General features: G+C 48.7%; 17 protein-coding genes. 10 read left to right on the plus strand and 7 right to left on the minus strand.

Annotation, left to right across the window (positions count from 1 at the left end; all coding sequences use genetic code 11):
• Window positions 1–112 precede the first annotated feature (112 nt).
• Window positions 113–1762, plus strand: coding sequence for an NAD+ synthase (locus ACKU35_RS08990; RefSeq protein ID WP_319765159.1), 1650 nt, complete (start codon window positions 113–115; stop codon window positions 1760–1762).
• Between the two features lie 45 nt (window positions 1763–1807).
• On the opposite strand, the gene ACKU35_RS08995 is transcribed toward ACKU35_RS08990, so the two are convergent.
• From ACKU35_RS08995 to ACKU35_RS09015, 5 genes are all read right to left on the minus strand, one after another.
• Window positions 1808–3028 carry a response regulator gene (locus tag ACKU35_RS08995; RefSeq protein WP_319765161.1) on the minus strand — a complete coding sequence of 407 codons (1221 nt, stop codon included), beginning with the start codon at window positions 3026–3028 and terminating at the stop codon, window positions 1808–1810.
• Window positions 3029–3186: 158 nt separating this feature from the next.
• Window positions 3187–4824 carry a glycosyltransferase family 39 protein gene (locus tag ACKU35_RS09000; RefSeq protein WP_319765163.1) on the minus strand — a complete coding sequence of 546 codons (1638 nt, stop codon included), beginning with the start codon at window positions 4822–4824 and terminating at the stop codon, window positions 3187–3189.
• Window positions 4825–4827: 3 nt separating this feature from the next.
• Window positions 4828–5454, minus strand: coding sequence for a phosphatase PAP2 family protein (locus ACKU35_RS09005; RefSeq protein ID WP_319765165.1), 627 nt, complete (start codon window positions 5452–5454; stop codon window positions 4828–4830).
• Between the two features lie 4 nt (window positions 5455–5458).
• Window positions 5459–5692: a hypothetical protein gene (locus ACKU35_RS09010; RefSeq protein WP_319765167.1), complete on the minus strand. Its 234-nt coding sequence runs from the start codon at window positions 5690–5692 to the stop codon at window positions 5459–5461.
• A 158-nt stretch (window positions 5693–5850) separates the two neighbouring features.
• Window positions 5851–7626, minus strand: coding sequence for a 6-hydroxymethylpterin diphosphokinase MptE-like protein (locus tag ACKU35_RS09015; RefSeq protein ID WP_319765169.1), 1776 nt, complete (start codon window positions 7624–7626; stop codon window positions 5851–5853).
• A gap of 182 nt (window positions 7627–7808) precedes the next feature.
• Here ACKU35_RS09015 and ACKU35_RS09020 point away from each other — a divergent pair, with 182 nt between their 5' ends.
• Window positions 7809–10103, plus strand: coding sequence for a cysteine synthase (locus tag ACKU35_RS09020; protein WP_319765171.1), 2295 nt, complete (start codon window positions 7809–7811; stop codon window positions 10101–10103).
• A gap of 184 nt (window positions 10104–10287) precedes the next feature.
• Window positions 10288–12786 (plus strand): hypothetical protein, encoded by a 2499-nt coding sequence (locus tag ACKU35_RS09025; protein ID WP_319765173.1) that lies wholly within the window; start codon window positions 10288–10290, stop codon window positions 12784–12786.
• Here ACKU35_RS09025 and ACKU35_RS09030 read toward each other — a convergent pair.
• Entirely contained in the window at window positions 12776–15136 is a 2361-nt protein-coding gene (locus ACKU35_RS09030) for an adenylate/guanylate cyclase domain-containing protein (protein WP_319765175.1), read from the minus strand. The two genes, ACKU35_RS09025 and ACKU35_RS09030, sit on opposite strands and share 11 nt — an antisense overlap.
• A 179-nt stretch (window positions 15137–15315) precedes the next feature.
• On the opposite strand from ACKU35_RS09030, the gene ACKU35_RS09035 reads away from it, so the two are divergent.
• The 5 genes from ACKU35_RS09035 to ACKU35_RS09055 all read left to right on the plus strand — a co-directional run bounded on the left by ACKU35_RS09035 (window position 15316) and on the right by ACKU35_RS09055 (window position 22290).
• Window positions 15316–16653 (plus strand): TolC family protein, encoded by a 1338-nt coding sequence (locus ACKU35_RS09035; RefSeq protein ID WP_319765177.1) that lies wholly within the window; start codon window positions 15316–15318, stop codon window positions 16651–16653.
• A 116-nt stretch (window positions 16654–16769) separates the two neighbouring features.
• The gene (locus ACKU35_RS09040; protein ID WP_319765178.1) at window positions 16770–18470 is read left to right on the plus strand and encodes an ATP-binding cassette domain-containing protein; all 1701 of its coding nucleotides are present in this window, start codon (window positions 16770–16772) and stop codon (window positions 18468–18470) included.
• 5 nt (window positions 18471–18475) lie between these two features.
• A complete protein-coding gene (locus ACKU35_RS09045) occupies window positions 18476–19759 on the plus strand; it encodes an HlyD family type I secretion periplasmic adaptor subunit (protein WP_319765369.1) in 1284 nt (427 codons plus the stop codon).
• Entirely contained in the window at window positions 19756–21162 is a 1407-nt protein-coding gene (locus tag ACKU35_RS09050) for a tetratricopeptide repeat-containing glycosyltransferase family protein (protein ID WP_319765180.1), read from the plus strand. The genes ACKU35_RS09045 and ACKU35_RS09050 overlap by 4 nt, the downstream gene beginning before the upstream one ends.
• Window positions 21163–21285: 123 nt before the next feature.
• Window positions 21286–22290 (plus strand): chemotaxis protein CheW, encoded by a 1005-nt coding sequence (locus ACKU35_RS09055; protein WP_319765182.1) that lies wholly within the window; start codon window positions 21286–21288, stop codon window positions 22288–22290.
• Here ACKU35_RS09055 and ACKU35_RS09060 read toward each other — a convergent pair.
• Window positions 22287–22967, minus strand: coding sequence for a Crp/Fnr family transcriptional regulator (locus ACKU35_RS09060; RefSeq protein WP_319765184.1), 681 nt, complete (start codon window positions 22965–22967; stop codon window positions 22287–22289). The genes ACKU35_RS09055 and ACKU35_RS09060 overlap by 4 nt on opposite strands.
• Window positions 22968–23077: 110 nt before the next feature.
• Here ACKU35_RS09060 and ACKU35_RS09065 point away from each other — a divergent pair, with 110 nt between their 5' ends.
• Window positions 23078–23701 carry a 4Fe-4S dicluster domain-containing protein gene (locus ACKU35_RS09065; RefSeq protein ID WP_319765186.1) on the plus strand — a complete coding sequence of 208 codons (624 nt, stop codon included), beginning with the start codon at window positions 23078–23080 and terminating at the stop codon, window positions 23699–23701.
• Window positions 23702–25009: a 4Fe-4S binding protein gene (locus tag ACKU35_RS09070; protein ID WP_319765188.1), complete on the plus strand. Its 1308-nt coding sequence runs from the start codon at window positions 23702–23704 to the stop codon at window positions 25007–25009.
• Window positions 25010–25169: the final 160 nt, after the last annotated feature.

Genomic DNA, 25169 nt, shown 5'->3' on the forward strand with positions numbered 1-25169 from the left:
GCAAGATAACAGTTTAACTAGTTGGAAATTATTTGAACACGGAGAATGGACAAGCTCCGTTTCAAACGTTAGTTAGTCTGCATTCCAAATTTTTAAGGACGGACATGAATCTATGAAAATAGCCCTGTTACAGCGCAACCTGACAGTAGGCGATCTTGAAGGAAATGTGGAACTCATTCTGGAAGGAGTCCGAACAGCCGCTGAGCGCGGCGCAAGGCTTTGCGTTACATCCGAACTGGCTTTGACCGGTTATCCGCCGCGTGATCTGCTGCTAAATGCTGATTTTGTTTCCCGCTGCCGTGAGGCTGTCGCTGAAATTTCACGGCGTATGCCTGAAGGTATGGCCCTGCTGGCCGGTGGTGTGGATCTCAATCATGAAGGAATAGGAAACCCTTTGCGTAATGCAGCATGGCTCATTGAACATGGAGCTGTGCCCAAGGTTTTTTATAAATGGCTGCTGCCCACTTATGATGTTTTTGATGAGCAACGCTATTTTGAACCGGCTGAAAATATAAATTTTTTCGAATTCGATGGCCTTAAGGTCGGGGTGACGATCTGCGAAGATGTGTGGAATGACCGGGAGGCGCATAGTGGAAAACGCTATGGCAGCAATCCCATTCCTCAGATTATGGAGATGAGTCCGGATGTTCTGGTCAATCTTTCCGCTTCACCGTTCAATATCGGCAAGCAGAAAGAACGTGAAAAACTGCTTGGCAGTATTGCCCATAAGTACAGGGTGCCGGTCTTTTATGCCAATCAGGTGGGCGGTAATGATGATCTGATTTTTGACGGGCGCAGCTGTGCTTTTTCCGCAGAAGGAAATCTTGTGGCACGCGGGCACGGTTATAAGGAAGATGTGGTCATTGTGGATTCGGACTGCAGTGCCGGGCGTATTGAGGACGACGATTTCTGCGAGGAAGCCGAGGCGTGGCAGGCTATGGTGCTCGGCCTTCGTGATTATCTGGGAAAGACCGGTTTCAGCAAGGTTGTACTGGGGCTTTCCGGGGGGATTGATTCAGCGTTGACTGCTGCCGTTGCCGCCGAGGCCCTTGGACCTGAAAACGTCACCGGAATTCTTATGCCTTCCCCGTATTCCAGTAAGGGAAGTGTGGATGATTCTCTCGATCTGGTGAAAAACATCGGCATCAACTGCATTACCATCCCCATCGAGAAACTCATGTCCGGTTTTGAGGAAGCCCTCGCTCCAACATTTGCGGGCCTGCCCGCCAATGTGACTGAAGAGAATATCCAGTCCCGCATTCGCGGTAACCTTGTTATGGCTGTCTCGAATAAAATGGGCGCGCTGCTGGTCACTACCGGCAACAAAAGTGAGCTTGCCGTTGGCTACTGTACTATTTACGGAGACATGGCCGGGGGACTGGCCGTAATTTCAGATCTTTATAAAACCCTAGTCTTTCGAGTCTGCCGTTGGCTGAACGAACAGGGACGCGGCGAGATCATTCCGGTGGCTATCATCGAAAAACCGCCGTCCGCGGAGCTGCGTCCGGGGCAGAAAGATGAGGATTCACTGCCGCCTTACGATGTGCTCGACCGCATTATTGAACTGCGTGTTGAAGGGCACCGAGCCGAGAGTGAAATCATCGCCGAGACCGGATTCGATCCTGAAACCGTTCAGCATGTGCTGAAGTTGATCAGAATTTCAGAATTCAAACGTAAACAGGCGGCTCCCGGACTGAAGATAACTTCACGGGCCTTCGGTACAGGATGGCGGATGCCTATAGCCTGCCGTTTTACAGGGTAGGTGTTTCGGATTAGCAGGGGCGGGATGTCCGTTGCCGGACATCCTTTATCTCTCCTCGGTAACGTTTTCCATGATTTCAGCACATATCTGCAACCATTCAGGAAGCTTGGGTCCGAAATTATTTTGTTCAAGCCAGTCTGCGGAAAGCAGGTGAGGGGCATACTCTTTGTCTTTTACCCGCAGTTCATGGTCAAATGAGTTAGCCACATGGATTGCCACTGCCGGGCTTAAATCCGTGCTGCCCAGCAGTTGCGGTTCATGGTGGCAGTAGATTGCCTCGATAATATCTTCATCAAACCCCCAGATTGCCAGCAGGTAGGCTCCAACTGCCGCATGGGTAAATCCTAGGATATCTTTTTCCGCTTCCTGAATAGGAATATCTGATTCACGAACGATACTTAGAATTGTTTCGTATTCTTCAGGGTATGAAGTGGCGAGCACCAGCTTGCCGATATCATGCAGGAATCCGGCAAGGAAAGTGTGTTCGGCCAGTTTATTGCTGCCATTTTCAGCTTTGATTATAGCCCGCGCCATCAGCGCCGTGTACCGGCAGTGCTTTCCCAGTTCTTCTATGGAAAAGTCGATTTTTACTTTTTTTGCTGAACTGAAAAGATGAATGCCCAGCACCAGACCTTTAATGTTGTCCAGTCCGAGCAGGGTGGCGGCTTGTTCCGGTTTGGTTACCTTGGAATAGAGTCCGAAAAACGGCGAATTTACAAGCTTGAGCAGTCCGGCGGTCATGCTTATGTCTTCAGCGATCAGCTTGCCGATATCGCTTATAACTACATCTTCCTTTTGCAGCTCCTGCTCCAGAGTCATATACAGATTCGGCAGGGAAGGAAGGTCTTGAATAGATGCGATCCCCTTAGCTGCCCGTTCATTGAGCAGTATACTTTTAAGGCGCAGGCTTTTTTTGATTTTTGTAATGAGCTCGGACCCTGCGTATGGTTTTGTGATAAACTGGTGGGCATAACCTATGTATTGCAGGCAGTTTTCGGAATTAATGGTTTTGGAGATGATGAACCGAATGCTTCCTGGTTGCCGGTTTTTTATTTCATCAAGCAGTTCGTATCCTTCAAATCCTTCGACGCAGAAATCAGATGCTATAACGTCAAAGGGGCAGGTGCGCAGCTGATCCATCGCTTCTTCCGAAGTGGACGCGAACCTTATATTCCACCTTTGTTTCATGGTTTCCAGATTCTCCTCAAGGTAATCAAGTTGTGACTTATCCGCGTCGATAAAGAGAATGTTTTTAGATCTTCCCATAGTACTCTCCGGAAATATGAAATGTAATGAATGACAGGTTTTCTCAATTGGTGGTTATTTGTTTTTACGATAGCACGGTATGCCGCTTTTGAAAAATAAAAACCCCGTTCCGGTTTTAACCATGAACGGGGTTTTTATGTTTTATCAATCAGCTTGATCTATTTTTTGATCAGCAGATAAGGCCGGTCGGAAATGAACTGCTCATGAATAACTTTAATGTCATCCGGGCGATTTTTCCAGCGGTCATAATATTTTTTCTGCATGACCAGTATTACGTCATCTTTTTCAGCAAGTATCTTTTCTATCTCTTTGAGGTCGCTGGTCTCATAAATGTCTGTTCCTGCATAGTATGAGAAAATGCCGGAGTAGATTTTATGGGCCAGTGGGTAGCTGCCTTCTTCAACGTAATCCTTCATTATCTCAGCTGTTTCACGTGGGCTCATGAGCGGATCAAGTGAGGGAAGGGTGATAGTTGCCAGCGGTTGCAGCCAAAGAACCATAGCAGCCGTCATAACCAGCAGCCCTTTGTATGCACCGGATTTTTTAAGAGCCAGCAGAGCGAGTCCGGAAAGGCCCATAATCAGTACTGTGAAGGAAAGGCCGCGCAGGGTTATGTCAAAGGGGATAAACACTTCTGCAAAGGGAGCGGCCGCAGCCAGCAGCAGATAGAACCCGGCAATGGCTGTCCAGAGTCGTTTGGAATTAATGACCGGTTCCTGACCGTCTTCGCCGAAAAGACCGCGAGCGGTGAGTATGGCGAGGGGAGCAAAAAGCGGAAGAATATAAATCAGAACCTTGATGCTAAGGCAGGTGAGCATGACGAAACCGCTGATGAACATGATCCATGCCCAGTCGCGGCCCTCATTATGATTCTCTTTCCGGTTAGCAAAGATATTTCCCCAGCTTTTGATGCAGAAGAATTTTTTCACCGGCAGTGCGAAAATAGCGAGGGTCCAAGGCAGCCATGCCAGCGGAAAAGCTATCAGATAATATTGGAAAGGTTCTTCGTGGTGGAAGGAGCTTACCGCACGCTGGTAGATCTGTTTGTAAAAGATATTGTGGATAAAGGAAGTGCCGTCTACGAGGATCGCGCCGACAACCCATGCCAGCAGTATAGCCAGCATTATTCCCAGTCCGATGAGTATCTTTTTGTTACGTATGAGCTTGAGTTTGCCTTTCCAGATCAGGAAACAGGCAGCGGTTAGCAGCGGGAAAACGAGTCCCAGCGGTCCCTTGGTCAAAGTGGCAATTCCCATGAATCCGAATGCCCAGAGGAAATTTTTACCGGAACCACGGTCTTGAAATCCTTTGAACAGGCAGATGTTAGCCCAAAGGATGAAGCTGCCGAAAAGCAGATCCATGCGTGAATAATGGGCTATGCCGATGAAGAATATATTGCTCAGCAGTACCAGCCCTGTGGCGAGGGAGGTTTTGCGACCGCAGCCGAGTGTGCGGGCAAGGGCTACGGTGGACAGCAGGAAAAAGGCTGCAGAAAGCGCAGATCCGAGGAAGAATACACTGATGCCGTCCGCCGGGGTGATTGTATCGATTAAAGACAGAAACCAGAAGTATACCGGAGGTTTGTCCGGATAAGCCACACCGTTCAAATACATGACCAGCCAGTGTCCGGCATTGGTCATCTGGGTATACACATCGGCGTAACGGACTTCATCGGAAAACCATAGCGAACGGTAGTCCATGGTGAATATGGACTGCAAAAAGAGAATGAACAGGACACTTAACCATGGTTTGGTTTCCATGATGTCCCAGATAAAAGGTCTTTTTTTATAGCACATAGGCTAGTCCTCTCTGGAAAAAAGGTGAATGGCGAATCCGGCTACTGAGCCCAGCATCCAGCCGCAGAATACGTCGCTGGGATGGTGCCATGTAAGATAGATGCGGCTGAAAGCAACGGCAGCGGCAAAACAACCCAGCCCCAAAGTCAGCAGCAGGTTTCGGTAACGTAGAATCAAGGGCAGACTGGCCCCGTATACTTCACATGTATGGCCCGAAGGCATGGAGTGATAAGCCCCCCGGGAGGAAAAAGGCTCGAAAAACGGTCCTTCGCCGGGGCGGGGTTTACCAATGGCTATTTTAAGGAAGCGCACTGTGATAAGACTCACAACTAACTGTATCGCCAGAAAAACAAGTGCGAAACGCAATCGGGATTTATCAGTTTTGCGTTGCCTGAACCCGCTGATCAGAAACCAAAGGTAGATCGGATAAAAGCAGGCATTACCCCAGTCGGTCACAATTTTAGCGAACGACTTCACATCAGGATGAGCCTGTGCATGGGCCTTAAAAAAGGCCAGTATCTCCGCCTCGCTGCTGAAATTAAAATACAGCGCTGCGAAAATGATCAACAGAGGCAGAGAACCGAGAAAATAATGGCAGAGGGTGAGATGTCTGTGGATGAAAGAATTCAACTGGCTATTCCTCACCTTCACCGTCTTCGGAATCTTCCTTGGCGGGCCTGTCTTCCGGGTGTTTATCAGTGGTAAATTTGTACCATGTTTTCTTGTCCGTATTCAGTTCTTCCAAGACCTCGGAAAGCTGTTTGCCTTCTTTTTTCCAGTACTTGTATGCGTGGTCCGGGCATGAAAAGGGGATGACCAATGTGCCGTCCTCTGTAAGATAGGGCATGTCTTGCTTATTATCACTCATGGGCACGGTTTACACTTCACGGGCGCAGTGTTCAAGTGAATAGTCGAGAAATTATTTTCTATGTGAAAAGTGGAAATCCCCGGCTGCGGGCAGGTGCAGCCGGGGATTTCATCATGATGAATGGATTTTCTTTTTTGTTATTTTTTACCCTGAATCTTTCAGGCCGCTTTGCGGTTACCTGTTATGCAAAGACTCCGGTCCATGCGCCGGACTTTAGTCATGATTTTTTTGACAATACGCTTGAAGCGCGGCAGGTCTTTCGGCGAATAGCTTGATTGCGCCCTTGCCAGTCCGGCCATATCGAGAATTTCATTATACAGGTACGGCATATAAAGAAGATCCTGCCGGATGAAGGCATAAACTTCATGCAGGGTTTTGTGGATTTCCTGCTGATTTTTGCCATGCTTGCGGAAAAGTTTTTCCAGCCGTTTGGTTACGTGGTTCAGCGATGAGGTCCACTTGGGGCTGCGCGGCTCAAAGGAAGGCAGCGGCCTTGGTGTGGAAGTCATACTCATGGCGTTCATGAAACGGTTCATTCCTGCATCCTGTGCACTGAGCAGCCCTTCCGCATTCACTTCCTGCATATCAACATTGCGGGCACCTTTAATTACAGCACAGCCGCCGTAGAGGTTTAATACCGTAGCGTTAAGTTTTTTAATGTCTTCTTCCATTTCGTACTTGGAAGTCATGTACTGCACTGTGGAGCTCAGCTTTTCACCGTTTGCATCTTCGGTTTCGACCAGCATGACCGGGTTGTACGCATTGCGCTCAACCGCTTTGGCATTCTGGTGACCGGGGGCATGTGAGGAATCTCCTTTCCATGCGAAATCCTGCCCGACCAGCAGAATCTTATTGAAACCGCACCAGTCCAAAAATCTTGCCAGAGTGATGCTGACGTTACTGCCTGCGTCAAATATTTTTTCATGTTTACCGAAAACAAATGTTCCAAATCCGCCCACAGTCCACATGGGAATGGTCGGTCCCGGGTACTGGGCAAGCACTTTATTATCCAGCTTGGTGGAATAGATGAGCGGTATGTCTTTTGTCCATTCCTTATCCAGCTGTTTATAGACCCTGTCCATTGAGGAGTTGAAGTCGATTCCGATGCAGAAGTGCGGCTTGATGCCGGTTCTCTGTACTGCGGGCAGTCCCTGCAGGGAGGTTGCGTAGACGGCCTGTCCGGGATTCTTAGCCAGTTCCGGTCCGAACTGGGCAAGTGAAGGTCCTGCGCCGAGGACCACCGCGTTCAAACCGCTTCCGGCACCATGGAGCGGGGAGATGCTTCCGTCTTTGAGGATGCGTGAAAAATTGTCCAGTTCGTTTCCGACCATTACGTCCTGTTTCAGGCGCAGGGTAGTCATTTCTGCGGTGAAGGATTCCATCATGCTACGCAGGGTGGATGCCAGGATCGAGTATTCCGGCCCAATCTGTTGGCTGGGCATATCAAGCCGCAGATAAATTTTACCGTATACGAATTGAAGGTCGAGTTCTTTAATGATACTCATCAGGCTGCTTTCATCGGCTGAACAGAAATGGAGCTTGCCTGACTCCAGGAACGGACGATAGTCAGTCTGGCCCAGACAGGCGAGAATCATTTCCGGGTTAGGATCAGTAACAATGACCTTGTGACTGTTCGGGGTGCTCATCAAAACCTGATTGAGTCCGTAGCCGACATTGCAGCCGATAATGAAAGTAGCGCTGGTTTCGGGTTTTTCGTTCGGAGTCCAGCTTTTGTAAATGACATTGGGAGGGACGGCTTCAAATATTCCAGTGCCGTTTTCCATTTTCCAGTCGAGAATGTCCCACTTATTATTGAAGAGTGAGTTATGCAGCTTCTCTTCGTCAATATCCTGACTGCTCAGCCAGGCATAAAAGGGCGGGTTGTATGTTTCAAGTGCTTCGATGTTGTCTTTAAGAAAAGGATAAGCTGACATTTGTTCCGTCCTTGGCAGACTGTTTTATTAGCTGTGGCTATGCCGGGTTCATTCCTTGCCCCGGTTTTTCCAATCAGATTGATGATCTTCTGCCTTTCAACTGCAAAATAGTTGCCAGAAATAAAAAGGATGCAGCCTGTTTTTTGTTTTTTAAAGATAATTACCTGAAAGGATTAAATAAAATGTTTGCTCGTGATATTCTTGAATTGGTTGGAGGAACCCCACTTGTTGAAATGCGGGGACTTAATCCTAATAAAAATGTCAAGATTCTGGCTAAGCTGGAGGCAATGAATCCCGGCGGATCTATTAAAGACCGCGCAGCCGGTGCCATGATCCGCAAGGCCGAAAGCAGCGGGGAGCTGACCCCGGATAAAATTATCATCGAGGCTACTTCAGGAAATACCGGTATCGGGCTGGCTATGGCCTGCGCAGTGCGCGGGTACAAACTGATGCTCATCATGCCCGAGACTGCCTCCGAAGAACGCAAAATGATCATGCGGGCATACGGGGCTGAGATTCTGCTCACTCCCGGTCATCTTGCCACTGATGGTGCTATTGAACAGGCCTACCGTTTTTATCGTGAAGAGCCTCAGAAATATTTGCTGATGGACCAGTACAACAATGAGGCTTCCATAGAAGCGCATTATGAAGGTACCGGGCAGGAAATCTGGGATCAGACAGAAGGTAAAGTGACTCACGTGGTCGCCTGCCTCGGTACCACCGGAACGGTCATGGGGATTACCAAGCGACTCAAGGAGTTGAACAAGGATATCCAGATGATCGCTGTGGAGCCTGAGCCGGGGCACAAGATTCAGGGTCTCAAAAATATGCAGGAATCTTATCCTCCCGGTATTTACGATAAACAGAAACTGGACCGCGTGATCCGGGTGCAGGATAATGACGCCTTTGAAACCTGCCGCAGGCTGGCTAAAGAGGAAGGCGTGTTTGTCGGTATGAGTTCCGGTGCAGCCATGGCCGGAGCAGCTGCCATTGCATCTGAAATAGAAGAGGGATTGGTAGTCACCATTTTCCCCGATGGCGGTGAGCGGTATCTTTCCACGCCCCTGTTTCGTCCGCAGGTTCTCAAGGGACCGAAGTTATTTGACCAGAGCAGCGGAGAAGATCGGGTCCTTTCCATCTCAGAAGCGGAAACAGGGTTATTCACCATGGGCCCCTCTTTCGATAATCCTTACGATCCCGAGGTGTTCCGTCGTATAGTGCTGCTTGATGTGCTTGCCCGCTATCTTGATCGCGAAGGGGCGAAGGTCTCAGCGCTGGTCGGTCTTGCTGATCTTGAGGATCAGACGCTGGCCGCTTCCCGTGAGCGCGGCGTCGGTCGGGAGACTTTTTCACGCGAAATAACAATTGCCGTGCGTAAGGCAGCACACCTGCTGGGCGTGCGCAAGTCCATGCGTTTCGAGCGGGCTTCCGAATCCGTTGACCGCACCGTCGAGCTATGCCGGGCTTTGCTGGCTCATGGTCTGGGTTACGAAAAACTGCGTTCCGTTTATTTCGATATTTCCCGCGACAAGGGCTACGGTCAGATGTCCAATATGGATATCGATAAGGTCAGCCTCGGCAAGACTGTGGATATGGATGATTACGTCAAGGAGAACCCGCGCGATTTCACCCTGCTCAAGCGGGCGACCCTGCAGGATTTAAAGCTCGGTGATATCATCGAGACCGAGTGGGGCAACGTGCGGCCCAGCTGGTTTATGCAGCAGGCGGTGACCGCTCTTGAGGGACTGCCCGGAGTAAGCCTTGTTTTGGCCGGGGAAATCCATCGCTTTCCGCATCTGGAAAACCTGCGCGCCATCTGGGCCGGGGCCGGAGTATCCCCGCAGGCTTGGATGGTAGCACAGCCCGTATTGCCCGGAGGACCGGTATTGCCATGCGTAGATGAACTCATCGAGCAATCCGGCCAGCCCATAGCAGTGCGTATGTGGATGCTTTCCTCTTCTTATAAGAAGCCGCTGGTGTGCAGCGATCAGTCCATTTCCATGTGGGTTAAGAATCAGCAGAAATTGCAGGATCTCGCCGCTGGGCTAAGCATACACGCTGGTGATTCCGGTGAGGTTTCCGAAGATATCGATCAGGAGGTTTTTACCTTAAAGTCCGGCCTTTCACAGGCCCTTAACGATAACCTCAAGCTGCATCGCTTCTGGCCGATTCTGTTCAGTTTTACCAAAACCATTAATTCCCAGCTGAGTAGAGGGAAACTTTCCGCCAAAGAAGCTGCATTCTGTCTTGAACAGCTTGTTGAAGTGGACGATATTCTAGGCATTCTTGACCACGAGGCCATGCCCGTACCGTTTTCGGCCTTGCCCGAAGAGGTTAAAGATATACTGGAACAACGCGAAATCGCCCGTGTAAAAAAAGATTTCGCCACTGCCGACGGACTCCGTGATAAGCTTCTGGAGCTCGGCTTCAATGTAGAGGATAGTTCCGAGGGAGCGCGGGTTTTCCGGGTGAAGTAATGCCTCCGGCGGCTCTGCCGAGGGCCTTAAACCCTTTTGCAAAAGGGTTTAAGAATCCCAAAAACTTTTATTTGCGTTTTACGTAGTGATAAAAGTAAGAATCCCCCTGCCGTGATGCGGCAGGGGGATTTGTTTTTTAAGAGTGGTACTTGAAAATAATTTTGTGTTGGAATACTGGTTAGCTATGCCTGATAAAAATGATTCTGATATATTTGATGTTGAAACGCAGCTTAAGTCGCTTGCTGAGTCTGAAAATCTTTCCAAGTGGTTGTCTGATATTGATGTTTCCAAGCATATTGCCGATTGGCTGGTAGCCGAGCATGGCTTTAAGCGCTGGCAGGTAATGGTCGGTTTGAGGCTGATCACGCCTCTGATTCTGGGCTGTGGAAAAGCTGCCGGGAAGATTATGACTGACGTGATGAAGAACAGGCTGATTAGTAAGATTAATGATTTTGCGTGGGCGAAAGAATTTCTTGATAGACTGGATGACCTCCGCACGAAGACCGGACAGAGAATTCAGGCTGAAGAGGATCTCAAGGGCAGATTACAAGGGGATATCAATCGTGCCAAGGGTGACAAGCAGTACCGCAAGGAGCTTGCGCTCGATTTGCAGGCTGCTTTCGAACAATTGGATACGCTGGATGCTATGCAGGTTGATCTTGATTTTATCAAGGGCCTGCTCAAGCCCCAGCCCCAGTTCAAGAGCGTTTATGAAAGTGATGATGAGCGGTCCCGGTTTATTTACCGGTCCCAGTATATTCCTTTCGTCGGTAGAGAGAAGGAACTGGATATGTTGCAGAAGTTCCTTAACAGCGACAAAATGTTTTGCTGGCATGCGCTGGTAGGGCCCGGCGGTGTAGGCAAAAGCAGGTTGAGCCTTGAGTTTTGTCTGCGTAACGGCGTTGCCTATCGTGCTGGGATTCTCCGTAACCTTAAATTTGATTTTGAAAATTGGATTCCCAGCCAGCCGACCTTACTAGTCATCGACTATGGCTCCAAGGATGAAGAACGTTTGAGAGAGATTCTGGGACAGTTGAGTGACCGGGATTTTGATTTCGGTGTCAGGGTGCTTGTTCTGGATCGTGACAGTTCCGGGCATAAGATTGGGGATCTTTACGATGATGACGATTTTCGGCATACACGTTTTGCTGATTTCCATTACCTTCTGAACAAATCCGATGAAAATGTTGCAAAGGGGATATTGGAGTTTTTTTATTCCGAGGAAGGGAAACAAAAGCCGGAATCATGGTCGGATCATTTATCGGAATTGCATGAGATTGATGCGTCCATGCGTCCACTTTTTGCCGCATATTATGCCGATGCACGGGCAAAGGGCGGCTGCGGAAGGGAATATTCACGTAAGTCCCTATTGTATAGCGTTATAAAGAGGGAAGAGAAGAAGTTTTGGACTCCTTGCGGGGTTACTGAGGCGGATAAGGCTCTGCTAGCCTTAGCAACAATTGTTGATGGAATATCGACTGCGGATGATTTAACGCTGCCGGAGTGCGTTACTTCCTTTAAGAAACTGGCTGAGGATAAAGATCGTTTCAAAGCTTTGAATTGCAAAGTTATACAAGATTCAAATGAAACAAAAAAAAATCAAATAATTTCGTCTTGGGAGCCGGACTTAGTCGGTGAGCTTTTTGTGCTTGAATTTTTGAAAGATGATGAAGACACGGGATTAAATAAATATCGTAGAGATATTTTAAAGACTGCTTGGAGTGCTGCTCCATTTGATACAGTGAAATTTTTAGACAGGGTCAGGCAGGATTATTTTGACCATGTTAATTTTTCACAACTGTCTGGTAAACCTGATCATTTGAATAAATTATCAGTATATGCCTGGGCTTTACTGGCGTTTAATCTGATCAATGATTACGTGAAGGCTCAATGCGTTGATAAAGCCCTGTCTCTCTATGCGGATCTGCAATCGCTTGCTTCTTCTGATCTTTCTACGCCTGATATTGTTTTGCGACAGGCTAAGGGTGCGTTTAATCTGATTAATGCTTACGGGGAGGTTCAAGAGTTTGATAAAGCCCTGTCTCTCTATGCGGACCTGCAAAAGCTCGCCTCTTCTGATCTTTCTACGCCTGATGTTGTTTTGCTCCAGGCTATGGGGGCGTTTAATCTGATCAATGCTTACGTGAAGGCCCAAGAGTTTGATAAGGCCCTGTCTCTCTATGCCGATCTGCAATCGCTTGCTTCTTCTGATCTTTCTACGCCTGATGTTGTTTTGCGACAAGCTAAGGGGGCGTTTAATCTGATCAATGCTTACGTGAAGGCTCAAGAGTTTGATAAAGCCCTGTCTCTCTATGCGGACCTGCAATCGCTTGCTTCTTCTGATCTTTCTACGCCTGATATTGTTTTGCCCCAGGCTATGGGGGCGTTTAATCTGATCAATGATTACGGGAAGGTTCAAGAGTTTGATAAGGCCCTGTCTCTCTATGCCGATCTGCAAAAGCTTGCTTCTTCTGATCTTTCTACGCCTGATGTTGTTTTGGCGCAGGCCAAGGGTGCGGGTAGTTTGTGCCTCCTGTTTCAGCAAGCAGAACAGCCTGAAAAAGCAGAAGAATATCTTACTATATTCCGGGAAATTTGCAAAAAATACCCGGACAGTCCAGAATTTATGGAACTGTCCGGGCAGTTTGAATCAATTTTACAAGAATTGAAAACTACTTCTTAGTCATCCGATAAACCCCGTCCCAGATTTCGCCATCCGGCACCGGGGGATTGATTTTGTGCTCTTCTGCGCGCTTGATAAATACCTCGCAGGGAGTGTGTTTGGTGTCGGAAAAACGCTCGTATTTATTGGCCTCGGTGTAGATTTCGATGGCCTTGTCCCAGTTCTGGGCCACGTATTCTTCTCTCGCTTTGGCGAATAGGTCGAAGAGTATTTCTTCGTTTTCGGTCAGGCCGCCTTTCATGGCTACCAGCTCGTAGATGCGCACCGGTTCATTTTTGCCGACAACCTGAATGTTATCGATAAGTCTAGCTTCCACTAAATCAATGATTTTGTGGGTTTCTCCGTCTACTTCCACTTCCTGATCCAGTGTAAAATGGGAAACAGCGGTGAAGATACCGAATTGTTTTGCGCCTTCTTCCAGACGGGCGGCGAGGTTAACCGCGTCCCCCATCATGGTATAGTTCATACGCATGGATGAACCCATGTTTCCGACTACTATCTCACCGGAGTTCACACCTATCCTTGTGCGCATATTGTGGACTACTTTGGGCCATTTTTCGCCCTTGGCCCATTGTTCTTCGGGGAAGTTTTTGGTGTTGCGGTCCGGTTCATCGGGAAGCTGAATTTCATTGGCCCATTTATCCCGGAGTTCCAGACCGGCCTGCTGCATTTTTACCGCAACCCGGCAGGCTCTCAGGGCGTGGTCCGGTACATCCATAGGCGCTCCGAAAAAGGCTATGATGGCGTCTCCTTCGTATTTATCGAGGGTTCCTTTTTCTTCAATGAGGATGTCGGTCATCACCGAGAGGTACTCGTTCAGCAGTTCGACAAGTTGCGATGCGGTCAGCTTTTCCGAGAAAGTGGAGAAGCTCTGGATGTCGGTGAAGTAGGCTGTTACCTGCCTTGCTTCGCCGCCCAGTTCCGGCATTTCGCGGTTGGAGAACATCTCGTCGATTAGTTCCGGTGCCAGATAAGATGAAAAGGTCGCTTGCAGGAATTTTTTCTGTCCTTCTTCGCGCCAGAATTTAATCAGCGTCAGCAGGGTGAAGTTCAGGGCCAGTGCTATGAGTGAATACATGGGCGTGAGGTATGCATCGTATTGCCTGAAAATATGGATTGATCCGTAAACTATGGCGGTGCCGAGACCTGCTATGGGCAGGATCATCCACAGGGAGCGGGACCACGTAAGCAGAATCATGGAAGCTATGCCCGCCGCAATCACCAGCAGCAACTCCAGCCCCGGTACCCAGTCCGGGTTGAGAATGAAATTTTTGGCCAGAATATTATCAACGATGGTGGCGTGAACTTCAACTCCCGGATAGTCAGATACAAATGGAGTAACCCTTAAATCGCGTAGTCCTGCCGCGGAGGTTCCCATGAAAACGATTTTACCCTTGAGTTCTTTTTCTCCTACTTTACCGCTCAGTATGTCCTTGGCACTGTAATATGGAAATTCCTTCATACCGCCCCGGTAGCGGATCATCATCTGACCTTTGGAGTCCACGGGAATGGTGGTTTTTCCGAGCCTGATGGATTCGATGCCGATGGAGCTGGTTTTGACAAGGATATTTTTACGTCCGATTGCTTTCATGAGTGTGGCGAGGGCAAGGCTGGGGTACTGCTTTCCATCGTAGGTGATAATCAGGGGGACCCGGCGGACTACGCCGTCGTAGTCGGTGATGGTGTTGTAAAATCCGCACAGGGGGGAGGCTTTGGCAAGCACGGGAAGCGGGCAGATAGCATCCAGTGCATTCAGGGTAAGATATTTGAGTTCCGGTGCTCCTTTGGCGCGTATCTGGGCGATGGATACGGGCTTGGCAAAGCAGGGCAGATCATGCACTGATGGGGCTTTTTCCTGTTCCAGGAAATCAAAATAGAAGCCGAGTACAAAACGTCCCTGTTTAAGTATGTCGGCGAGGACTTTATCATTGTCCATCAAACCCTTGGGGAGCCCTTTGAAGTCGACAGTCACCCCCAGTTCCTGACGCAGGCTGTTTCTGATGTTGGCCGGCGAGGTCCGGTCCGGTTCACCGATGAGTATATCAAGCCCGGTGGAGAGTGCTCCGGCCTGCTGAATTTTTGCCAGAAGCAGGGCCATGCGGTAACGGGGCCACGGCCATTGGCCAAGTTCGGCGAGGCTTTCTTCATCAATATCAACAATTACCGGAATGCTGGTCTTCTGGCCCACTGAACTTGAGCGCATGTATTGGTCGTAAATTTTATAATCAACGAACTGTAGGATGGGAGGCTGGAATATATACAGGGTCGCAACCAGAATTGAGATCGCCAGTCCGGTAACGATCAGGTATAAGGAGTCTGAGACTGAAATTTTTTTAAGGATACCCAGCATTTTTTTCCCGAAAATAGTTTAAATTGTGTTATATATATTAATGCGAATAATATATATATGTATGAATCATCTGGATTTTTCAATAAAATTTATATATAAAATATAATTATGTGTCATAATGAAATAAAATGTGCTGCATCATATTAATATAGTTCTTTTTTTGGGAGGTGATGGTTTTGATGAAGAGGGTAAGCATAATTTTCAGTCTGGCGACACTTTTGCTGTTTGCGTGTTGCGGAGCTGCCTTTGCGCAGCCGGAGATGGCTTCGATGAATCCGGAGCAGGTTGACGGTGCGCCTTATCTGAAAAGTATTCTGAATGATCTTCTCTCTACGCATGACCGCATCAAGGCTGCTGAAGCCCGTGTAGAATCTACTGAGCACCTTGTCTCCCAGAGCTGGTCAGGATGGACTCCCTCGTTTAATGTTTCGGTCGAGGGCGGACGTGAGGAAATTGACAAGCCCGGCGGCGGAACCAACAAAGGCCGCAACGAAGAACGTATTGAAGCCAATCAGCTCATATATGATTTCGGCGGGGTCAACAGTAACATCGACAGTACCAAGGCTTTGCTGAATGAATACAAAGCCGTTCTTGAACAGACTCGTCAGGAATTGCTTATTCAGGGTGTGGAAGCCTATCTCGGCCTTATCCGTGCGCGCGAAACCCTGAAATATGCCGTCCAGTCTGAAGAGAGTATGAAACGTCTTTCCGGCATGGAAGAAACTCTGGTAAAGCGCGGTGCGGGGTTATCCTACAAGGAACTCCAGATCAAAGCGCAGCTTGCCGGGGCAACTTCATACCGGGTAACTGTAGAGCGGTCTCTGCAGACCGCACGCAACCGGTTCAAAGCTGTTTTCGGCTTTCCCGTTACCCAGGCGGAAATAAATAAGATGGTTCCGGTCCATATGCCGGCTACCTACATGCCCGCTTCACTTGACGATGCCATTGCACAGGCGGAATCTCAGAATCCTCTGCTTATGCAGCTTAAGTTCAGTAAGGAAAGGCTGAGTCATGACGTAGGTGTTCAGGAAGCGACTCTTTATCCCAGGTTTGATTTTTCCCTTGAAGGTAAGAGAAGGGAACAGGATCAGGGTGCTTCCGGGGTAAGAATGGAGAATAAAGCTACATTCAAGGTCAGCTACTCCGGTTTTAGCGGCCTTTATGAATATGAAGGCATGCAGGCGGCTAAGTCCAATCTTCGTGAAATCCGCAAAACCACTTTGGATACCCGGCGTACTGTAGAAGAAAATGTGCGCAATGCATGGCTTGAGCTTATGACCCTGCGCAAGAATGCAGAGCTGTACAGGACTCAGGCCAACATCACTGCCGAATTTCTCGAACTTATCAAGAAGAAAAGAGCTACAGGCGAACAGGTCGAACTACTGGATATTCTTGTTGGTGAAAGGGATTACTCCACCGCTACCAGCGCCAGCGTAACCGCTGATATTGATAATATTATTTACGCGTATAAGTTGTTGTACGAAATGGGTATGATGAATATTGATGTTTTCGATTAAGACCAGAACATTATTTCAAAATTCTTTTCGAAAATTCCATGTGTGCATGCCCATGGAATTTTCTCTTTCCGGGAAATTGATTTTTACATCCTGAATAAGGATAGGGGACCGATTGTATGAGGGAGCTGCTCAGACGATTATCGTTACATCCATTTCTGGCTTTTGAAATTTGCCTCTCTTCGTTCTTTATTAATATCCTGTCACTTGCCTCTCCTATCTTTGTTATTCAGGTTCTGAACCGTTATGTAGGGTACGGTTTTGACGGAACCCTGATTACTCTCACGACCGGTGTTCTCATTGCCGGTGCCTTGAATCACGGCTTTACACTGGTCCGCATGAGGATTGCTTCAGCCATTAACGTGGGACCGGATAGAATGCTTGCCGATACCGTTCTCGGCTGTCTTGCCCGTGTAAAAATGGCTACTCTCAGCCGTATTCCACCGGCCCGGATTCATGAGCTCATGAGCGGAATTCAGGTGGTGCAGTCCGGGTATGATGCTTCAGTAATCTGTTCCGTGCTGGATATGCCTTTTTTCATCCTTTTTGTCGGGGCGGTTTTTTTCCTCAGTCCCGTGCTTGCCCTTGTCACTATGCTTGCCATCGTCTGCTCCCTGCTTGCGGGCTGGATGAATATGCGGCGCAGCAGGCAGATGAATGATGTAATGCGCGAAGAATCAGTCGTTCACCGGGGCAATCTTGCCAACGCGATAAGCGGGGCGGACACAGTTCGCGCTTTCGGCGGACGGGCATTCCTGACCGGTATTTTTCACGCACAGATGGAAAAGCTGCAACAGATTAAACGGGATATGGTCCACGGCGGAACACGCGGACAGGCCGTTTTGCAAAGTATCTCCATGCTTCTGCGGGTAATGATTTATGCCTTGGGCGCGCATGAAGTTGTGGCCGGAAAGATGAGTACAGGCGGGCTGATCGGTGTTTCTATTTTGTCAGGCAAGGCCCTTGCCGTTTCCGCTTCTTTCATGAAATCACGGATTATGATCGCTCAGGCCGGGCAGATGATGCATTCCCTGCATGAATTTGTCCGCCAGCCTCTTGAATCGGAGACCGGAACCGAATTGAAGAATTACCGGGGAGCCATTGAAATCAAGGATCTCGGTTTTGCCTATCCCGGTTCCACCGGTCCTCTTTTTGAGGGGCTGGATGTGCGTATTGAGCCGGGAAATATAGTGATTGTCACCGGGCATAATGGTGCCGGGAAGACCTCGCTTGTGCGATTGCTGCTTGGACTCATTGAGCCCGGGCGTGGTCAGATTCTGGCCGGTGGAGTGGATCTGCGTCAGCTTTCCGCTCCGTGGTGGCGCAGGCAGGTTATGTACCTTCCGCAGGAACCGACTTTTCTTAATGCGACCATCAGGGAAAATATCTGCCTGAATAATCCGGAAATGGATGACGAGAGACTTAAGCGTGTGGTTGAAATCGCCGGGCTTAAGAAATACCTCGATACCAGTGTTGAGGGGCTGGAAGCGAAAGTCGTCAACGGAGGTGCTGAGCTTGCTGTGGGTATCAGGCGCAGGCTGGCCCTTGCCCGCGCGCTCTCCGTACAGGGAGCGGTGGCCGTACTGGACGAACCCGCCGAAGGGTTTGATATTGAAGGCTTGCGGGTCATGGATATGCTTATCCAGAGCATGGCCAAGGCCAAGAAGACTCTAATCATAGTTTCTCAGGATATGCGTTTGATGCAGCGGGCCGATATTATTATTGATCTGGGCCGAAAACCAAAGCCACAGGTGCTTTTCCCCAAAAAAAAGGCACAGGCCGCAAAAGCTGAATCTTCCACAGACGGAGGTGCGCAGTGAGCGGAATGAATAAGGAATATTCCGGTGAAGTAAAGGCTGCCAGCCATTTTTTCCTTTTTTTGTGTGTGGCAATGTGTCTGCTGTTTTTTGGCTGGGCCTGTTTTTTCAAGCTGGATATAGTAAGTCAGGCTCAGGGTGAGGTTATCCCCAGTTCACGGGTCAAGCCGGTGCAGCATCTTGAGGGCGGAATCATAAGGAAGATAAATGTCCGTGAAGGTGAGGCTGTTACAAAAGGTCAGGAGCTGATTGTTCTTGAAGCTACTGCAAGTGATTCCACAGTGGAGGAACTTGAGGTTCGCGTCACCTCCCTGCGTGTTAATATCGCCCGTCTGGAGGCAGAAGATAAAGAACTTGCCCAACCTAACTATCCAGAAGACATCAAAGAAAAATTTCCGATCCTGATTAAGCGCTCCCTGAAGCTTTTTCAGACCCGTAAGGCCCGTCTGGAGAGCGATTTACTTTCCGAAAAGGAAAAAATTAAGCAGCGCGAACAGGATATCAAACAGATTTCGTCCCGGCAGCGCAATTCCCGGCAAAGTTTGAAACTGCTGCGTGAGCAGATCAAGATCAGTGCCGGATTACTGGAAGACGGATTGACATCCCGCTATAAACATCTCGGTTTTCTCAAGGAGGAGTCAAAGCTTAAAAGCTCCATTGAAGAAGACTCGGCAAAGCTTGGCAAAGCCCGTTCAGCATTGGCGCAGGCCAAGGCGGAGATCGGAGAAATCAGAAATTCCTATCTGGCGTCAGTACGTGAAGAGTTGCAGGAAGACCGCAGGGAATTTGATGAGCTTTCGCAGCGGCAGCGCAAATTTGCGGATAACCTCAGCCGGACAGTCATCCGTTCCCCTGTGAATGGTGTTATCAAAACTTTGTACGTGGTCAGCGTAGGGGAAGTTGTCAGACCCGGTTTGACGATCATGGATATTGTGCCGGCGGGTGATAAACTGGTAATTGAGGCCCGCCTGCCCATCAGCGATATCGGTTACGTCAAGGATGGGCAGAAGGCGGTGGTAAAGCTGGCTTCAAGCGATGCATCACGCTTTGGAAACATTGACGGTAAAGTGGTTAACATCAGCCCTGATGCCGATTCAACTGACCGGGGAGTGACCTACTACCGGGTACGTATCGAGACCGGTAAAGATTATTTCGAGCACGACGGTAACTACTATAAGCTTTTCCCCGGTATCCGGGTTATAGCGGGCATCCATATCGGAACCCGTTCTGTGATGGAATATATCCTTGAGCCTTTCATGGGTTCAATGAGCTATGCCATGAGGGAACGATGAAGACAAAATCGGGCCCCGATAAGCCGGGTAAAAAGCGACCGAACTGGATTGATACAGTCCCGCCAAAGGTCAGGGAATGTTTCATCTCAGCGATAAAGGAGCACACCGCAGGCAGATATGATGAGGCTGTCGCGCTTTATTCAATTGCTTTGAATTTAATGCCTGATGATCCGCTGCTGTTGACCAACCTGGGGGTCAGCCTGCGTGAACTGGGTAAATTTAAAGCCTCGGAAACCTGCTACCGCAGGGCCATCGCGGTTAAGCCGGAAAGTCCCGGTACTTTCAGTAATCTCGGTAATGTTCTGCGAAGGATGGGACGACTCAAAGAGGCCGTGAACTGCCATCGCCGGGCCATTGAACTGGATCGTAAATTTATCGACGCGTATTATAATCTGGGGTTGGTATTACAGGATTTAGGCAAGCTTGATGAAGCTGTGCGTCTTTTTAACCATTGCCTGAAGCACAATCCTGATGATTCGCGCGTTAAATGGGATAAATCACTGGCTTTGCTTGCCAAAGGTGACTTTGTAACCGGTTTTGATCTTTATGAAAACCGCTGGACGCGTGAAGAACTTACCTCCCGCCATTTCCGCCAGCCAGTCTGGGACGGTTCGCCACTGAGCGGTAAAACTATTTTCATCTACAGTGAACAGGGTTTCGGAGATACCATCCATTTTTGTCGCTACCTGCCGTTTGTGGCTGAGGCGGGCGGCAAAGTGGTCTTTGAGTGTCAGCCTGAGCTGGTTTCCCTGCTTAAAGGCATGGAAGGCATTGATGACATTCTCAGTGCCGGTGAAAGGCTGCCGGATTTTGATGTGCAGTCACCTTTGCTGAGTCTGCCACGTATTTTAAAGCACGATATTAAAAGCATCCCCCGCGATTGTCCTTATATCAAGGCTCCCGCACAGGCCGGTTTTCCGGTGCATATTCCGGAGGGAACCAAGTTTAAGATCGGCATTGCCTGGGCCGGGAAGCCGACACATAAAAATGATCATAACCGTTCGGTAAGTATCGAAAATTTTTTCCCTTTTGCTACCATTCCCGGAGTATCGCTGTACTCCCTGCAAAAAGGACCGGAAACGGCTCAGCGTGATAAGTTCGGTATTGGCCTGCTGGTGCGGGATCTGGGTAACGGATGTTCTGATTTTGCTGATACCGCCAAGGTAATGAAGCAGCTTGATCTGATTATTACCGTGGATACATCAGTTGCGCATCTTGCCGGAGCACTGAACATCCCGGTCTGGGTAGCTATTCCTTATAATCCGGACTGGCGCTGGATGCGTAAACGTAAGGACTCTCCGTGGTATCCGAGTATGACACTTTTCCGCCAGAAAAAAGCCGGGGAATGGGAGTCAGTCTTCGCGGATATGTTGAAAGAGCTTAAACATAGATTAAATTGTTAATTTTGTTATGATATGGTGTTTTTTAGTTAGAAGGCTGGACTGGAGCCAACAGGTACGGTAATTGGTTAATTGTGTTTAAAAATTCGATGAAGATTTTAAAGCGAATTGAGGGGATGTCCAGTAATGACGGGTAGCAAAATTCTGCTTGAGTCCGGCACAAATGAGGTGGAACTTCTGGAACTCTATCTGGATGAAGGTAGTGGTGACAGTTATAAACGCTGGTCTTTCGGGCTGAATGTCGCGAAAGTGAAAAAGATTATCCGCGAAAACGACCTGAAAAATTTTTCCGGTCGCAAACAGCACGGCTCCGCAGATCAGGTTGCACCGGATATTGATACAAAGAATCCTCTGGTTCTGGGCCTGTTTGAGTTTATGGGATCGGTAATCCCGCTTATAGATTTAAGCGGCTGGCTGCGTATGGAACCGGTTGCCAAAGACCAGCGCATGGTTTTGATTACGGAATTTAATGAAGTTGTCAGCGCATTCCTTGTTTCCGGGGTCAACCGGATACACCGGATAAGCTGGCAGGAGCTTGAGTCTTTACAAGGTAACATGGCCAGATACGCCGAAGGAACCATCATCGGAACGGTCAAACTTACCGATCCTGACCGTATTCTGCAGGTGCTTGATCTGGAGCAGGCAATGGAAGACCTCAATCCGGAGCGGGATAAAGCCGCCATCAACGAGGTTGAAGAATCAATAGATTGCGTCTATCAGGCGTTGTGTGCCGACGATTCACGTTCCATGCGTAATCTGGTTAAACTCTCTTTGGAACGGGGTGGTTTTGAGGTTGAGGCTTACCCTAACGGCCTTGAAATCTGGAAAGCCCTTAAAGAAATTTCAGAGAAAGTCGGCAAAACAGGGATGCATGTCTCCGAATTCGTCCAATTGGTTGTCTCCGATATTGAAATGCCCGGAATGGACGGCCATGCCCTGACGAAACGCATCAAGGAAGATCCGAATCTGCGTGATCTGACTGTATATCTCTTTTCATCCCTGATCACTGACGATCTGCTGCACAAAGGGGAAGCTGTAGGGGCTAACCGGCAGTATTCCAAGCCGCAGATAGCCACGCTGGTAAGGCAGTCTCGCGAGGATTTGAATAAGATTTACAAATGCGGCGCTTAAAGCTGCTGTTCTCCACTGGCGATTAATTCCAATGCGGCTTCATCGATTATTTCAACTGTCTTGCGCTCAACTTTTATCAATCCCTGCTCGCTCATTTTTTTGAAAACACGGGAAAGGGTTTCCTGAATGGTTCCCAGATATGATGCGATCAGCCCTTTGGGCAGGTCCAGTTCAAGAATGTTTGAATTTTGTGTGGACCTGAGCAGCAGCAGATAACTGGCCAGCCGGGCCGGAACTTCACTTAAGCTCAACGCTGCGATCTGATTGACCAACTGGCGCAATCTGCCTGAAAGCAGGGCCAGCATGGACATGGCAAGGTCCGGATCTTCACGGATGACCTTTTCAAAGCGATCACGTGGAAAATAGAGCAACCTTGCTTTAGTAAGGGTTACAGCGCTTGCAGGATAACGGGTTCCCTGAAATACAGGAACTTCTCCGAAAATATCTCCCCCCTCGAAAATATGGATGATCTGTTCCTTACCAGCCAGCGACTCACGGTAAACTTTCACTTTTCCTGATTCAATGGAATAAAAACCAGTGGCATCGCTACCGGCTGTGAAAATCTGTTCCCCTTTTTTAAGCTCACGGGGGACAAGAATAAGTTCCAATTTTCTCTGTTGTTCAGCGCTTAGCCCTGCGAAGAGGCTTATTTTGTCAAGATCATGTGTCTTTTTCATTACAATATTCTTTTATAATTAATGGTGTTCAATAAATGACTTAAGTCAGGTTCTATGTCTAAAAATTACTCTATACTCAACTAACTGATAAAATGAAGAAAGGAAATATCATGAATAAAGTCTCTGAAATAAATGTCTGCCGCGGGTCAGGTGATGAAGGATGTCGTTTTGCCTTGTTTATAGACGAAGATTTTGCGCAGCGTATTGAAAAAACAATCGATACCAGTGGTTGGCCGGAATTCTTGAAAAATAGATTCGGGGAGAAAATTTCCAGGCATAAAATGGTTTCAGTCAGCGCGGCAGCATGTCCGAACGGATGTTCCAGACCGCATATTGCAGATATCGGGTTAATACGGTCCTGTGTGCCAGTTATCGAGCACGAAGGCTGTGTGGGCTGTGAGGAATGTGTGCGTAACTGTCCTGATGAAGCTATGCAAATGGTCGACGGAAAAATCGTTATTACCCGTGAGAAGTGTCTGGTCTGCGGATATTGTGTTAATGTCTGTCCCACCGAGGTCATCTCCTGCTCCCGCAGTGGCTGGCGTTTTCTGGTCGGAGGCAGGTTGGGCCGTCATCCCCGTCTGGCTACTGAACTGCCCGGTGTCTTTACCAGTGATGAAGCACTGGACCTTATTTCCAGATGCATGAAAATATGGATGGAGAATTACGTGGACGGCAAACGTTTCGGCTGGGTCATGGAACGGGTCGGGCACGATAAACTTCTGCTGGAATAAATGACAACACTTTTATTTATATCTTTCGCTTACCTGATGCTGGGCGCGCATGCACTGCGTGGCGGCGATTACGGTCTTGTCTTTTTTATCCTCGGTGCGGCGGGACTGGCGTTCAGCCGGGAGCGATGGGCCGGTAATATCACCGGAGTATTGCTGGGTTGCGGATCGCTTCTCTGGCTGGAAAAGGGGGCTGCGCTGATAGCTCTGCGGGTAAATACCGGAGGAGAATGGATCAGGCTGGCTTTGATTATGGGGGCGTTGTATTCCTTTACACTTTTTGTCTGTGTATATTGTTTTTCCCCATCCGGGAGAGCGAGATTCAATCGCGCTGAAGAGCAGGGCTGGTTTCGGGCTTCCATCTTTTTGCTGGCTGCCTTGTTGCTGGAAATTACCCGCAACAAGGTGCATTTCCCCATTCTACTTGCGGACCGTTTCTTCCCGGGGTGGGGCAGGGCGGAGATTTTCCTGCTGGCCTTTTATGCTTCGTGGCTGGGCGGCAGGATGTATAAGCCGGAAGGGGCGAAGGCTATGCGTCCGCGCATATGGGCTTTGTTTTCGCTGGTCTTTTTCGGACAGCTACTTCTCGGCCTTTCAGGATTCGAACAATTCTTGATGACTGGAAAGCTGCATCTTCCCGTGCCTGCTCTCATCGCCGCCGGACCGGTTTATCGCGGTTCCGGTTTTTTCATGCCCATCCTTTTTACTGTGTCAGTTCTTTTGGTGGGTCCGGCGTGGTGCAGCCATCTTTGCTATATCGGAGCATGGGACGACCAATGTAGCCGCATCGGTAAATTAAGGCCGGCAAAGGATTTCAATTCCCGGTTGATCTGGGTTCGGCTCGTATTACTGGTGCTGGTAGTTCTTTGCGCGTGGGCAATGCGGGCAGCGGGAGTTTCCTCTTTTTTCGCAGTCTGGTCCGCGGCTCTGTTCGGTTTACTGGGCATAATGATCATGCTGTTTATCTCACGCAGAATGGGGATGATGATCCACTGCACGACTTTCTGTCCCATGGGGATAGTTTCCAATCTGCTGGGACGTATCTCTTTGTGGCGGATGAAGATTTCCGCTGATTGCTGCAAATGTATGAAGTGCAGCAGGGCCTGTCGCTACGGCGCTCTTCAACCGAAAGACATCGAAGCCGGACGTCCCGGTCTTTCCTGCACTCTTTGCGGCGATTGTATTTCGAGCTGCTCCGGCTCCAGTCTTGGTTATAGTTTGCCCTTCATAAATGCCGGTACTTCTCGCAGGGTTTTTCTGGTGATGGTTATAGCCTTACATGCTCTTTTTTTGGGAGTGGCGCGTATTTAATTAATTTAATTAGTTTTATGGTTCAAAAATACTTTACAAAGCCCTGTTAGGAATTATTCTTAATAGGGCTTTCTCATTTGGTTGCAAAAATTGTTTAATATTGTTTGTGGGTATGGTAATTTCTTACTTGCATTGTCTGCATTAGATTTTATGCACAAGG

Source organism: Maridesulfovibrio sp., assembly GCF_963676065.1.
Classification (GTDB): domain Bacteria; phylum Desulfobacterota; class Desulfovibrionia; order Desulfovibrionales; family Desulfovibrionaceae; genus Maridesulfovibrio.

What these genes read in the sequence shown, in the direction of transcription:
- ACKU35_RS08990 (WP_319765159.1), top strand. Translation starts at nt 113, where the DNA reads ATGAAAATAGCCCTGTTACAGCGCAACCTGACAGTAGGCGATCTTGAA.
- ACKU35_RS08995 (WP_319765161.1), bottom strand. Translation starts at nt 3,028, where the DNA reads ATGGGAAGATCTAAAAACATTCTCTTTATCGACGCGGATAAGTCACAA.
- ACKU35_RS09000 (WP_319765163.1), bottom strand. Translation starts at nt 4,824, where the DNA reads ATGTGCTATAAAAAAAGACCTTTTATCTGGGACATCATGGAAACCAAA.
- ACKU35_RS09010 (WP_319765167.1), bottom strand. Translation starts at nt 5,692, where the DNA reads ATGAGTGATAATAAGCAAGACATGCCCTATCTTACAGAGGACGGCACA.
- ACKU35_RS09015 (WP_319765169.1), bottom strand. Translation starts at nt 7,626, where the DNA reads ATGTCAGCTTATCCTTTTCTTAAAGACAACATCGAAGCACTTGAAACA.
- ACKU35_RS09020 (WP_319765171.1), top strand. Translation starts at nt 7,809, where the DNA reads ATGTTTGCTCGTGATATTCTTGAATTGGTTGGAGGAACCCCACTTGTT.
- ACKU35_RS09025 (WP_319765173.1), top strand. Translation starts at nt 10,288, where the DNA reads ATGCCTGATAAAAATGATTCTGATATATTTGATGTTGAAACGCAGCTT.
- ACKU35_RS09030 (WP_319765175.1), bottom strand. Translation starts at nt 15,136, where the DNA reads ATGCTGGGTATCCTTAAAAAAATTTCAGTCTCAGACTCCTTATACCTG.
- ACKU35_RS09035 (WP_319765177.1), top strand. Translation starts at nt 15,316, where the DNA reads ATGAAGAGGGTAAGCATAATTTTCAGTCTGGCGACACTTTTGCTGTTT.
- ACKU35_RS09040 (WP_319765178.1), top strand. Translation starts at nt 16,770, where the DNA reads ATGAGGGAGCTGCTCAGACGATTATCGTTACATCCATTTCTGGCTTTT.
- ACKU35_RS09045 (WP_319765369.1), top strand. Translation starts at nt 18,476, where the DNA reads ATGAATAAGGAATATTCCGGTGAAGTAAAGGCTGCCAGCCATTTTTTC.
- ACKU35_RS09050 (WP_319765180.1), top strand. Translation starts at nt 19,756, where the DNA reads ATGAAGACAAAATCGGGCCCCGATAAGCCGGGTAAAAAGCGACCGAAC.
- ACKU35_RS09055 (WP_319765182.1), top strand. Translation starts at nt 21,286, where the DNA reads ATGACGGGTAGCAAAATTCTGCTTGAGTCCGGCACAAATGAGGTGGAA.
- ACKU35_RS09060 (WP_319765184.1), bottom strand. Translation starts at nt 22,967, where the DNA reads ATGAAAAAGACACATGATCTTGACAAAATAAGCCTCTTCGCAGGGCTA.
- ACKU35_RS09065 (WP_319765186.1), top strand. Translation starts at nt 23,078, where the DNA reads ATGAATAAAGTCTCTGAAATAAATGTCTGCCGCGGGTCAGGTGATGAA.
- ACKU35_RS09070 (WP_319765188.1), top strand. Translation starts at nt 23,702, where the DNA reads ATGACAACACTTTTATTTATATCTTTCGCTTACCTGATGCTGGGCGCG.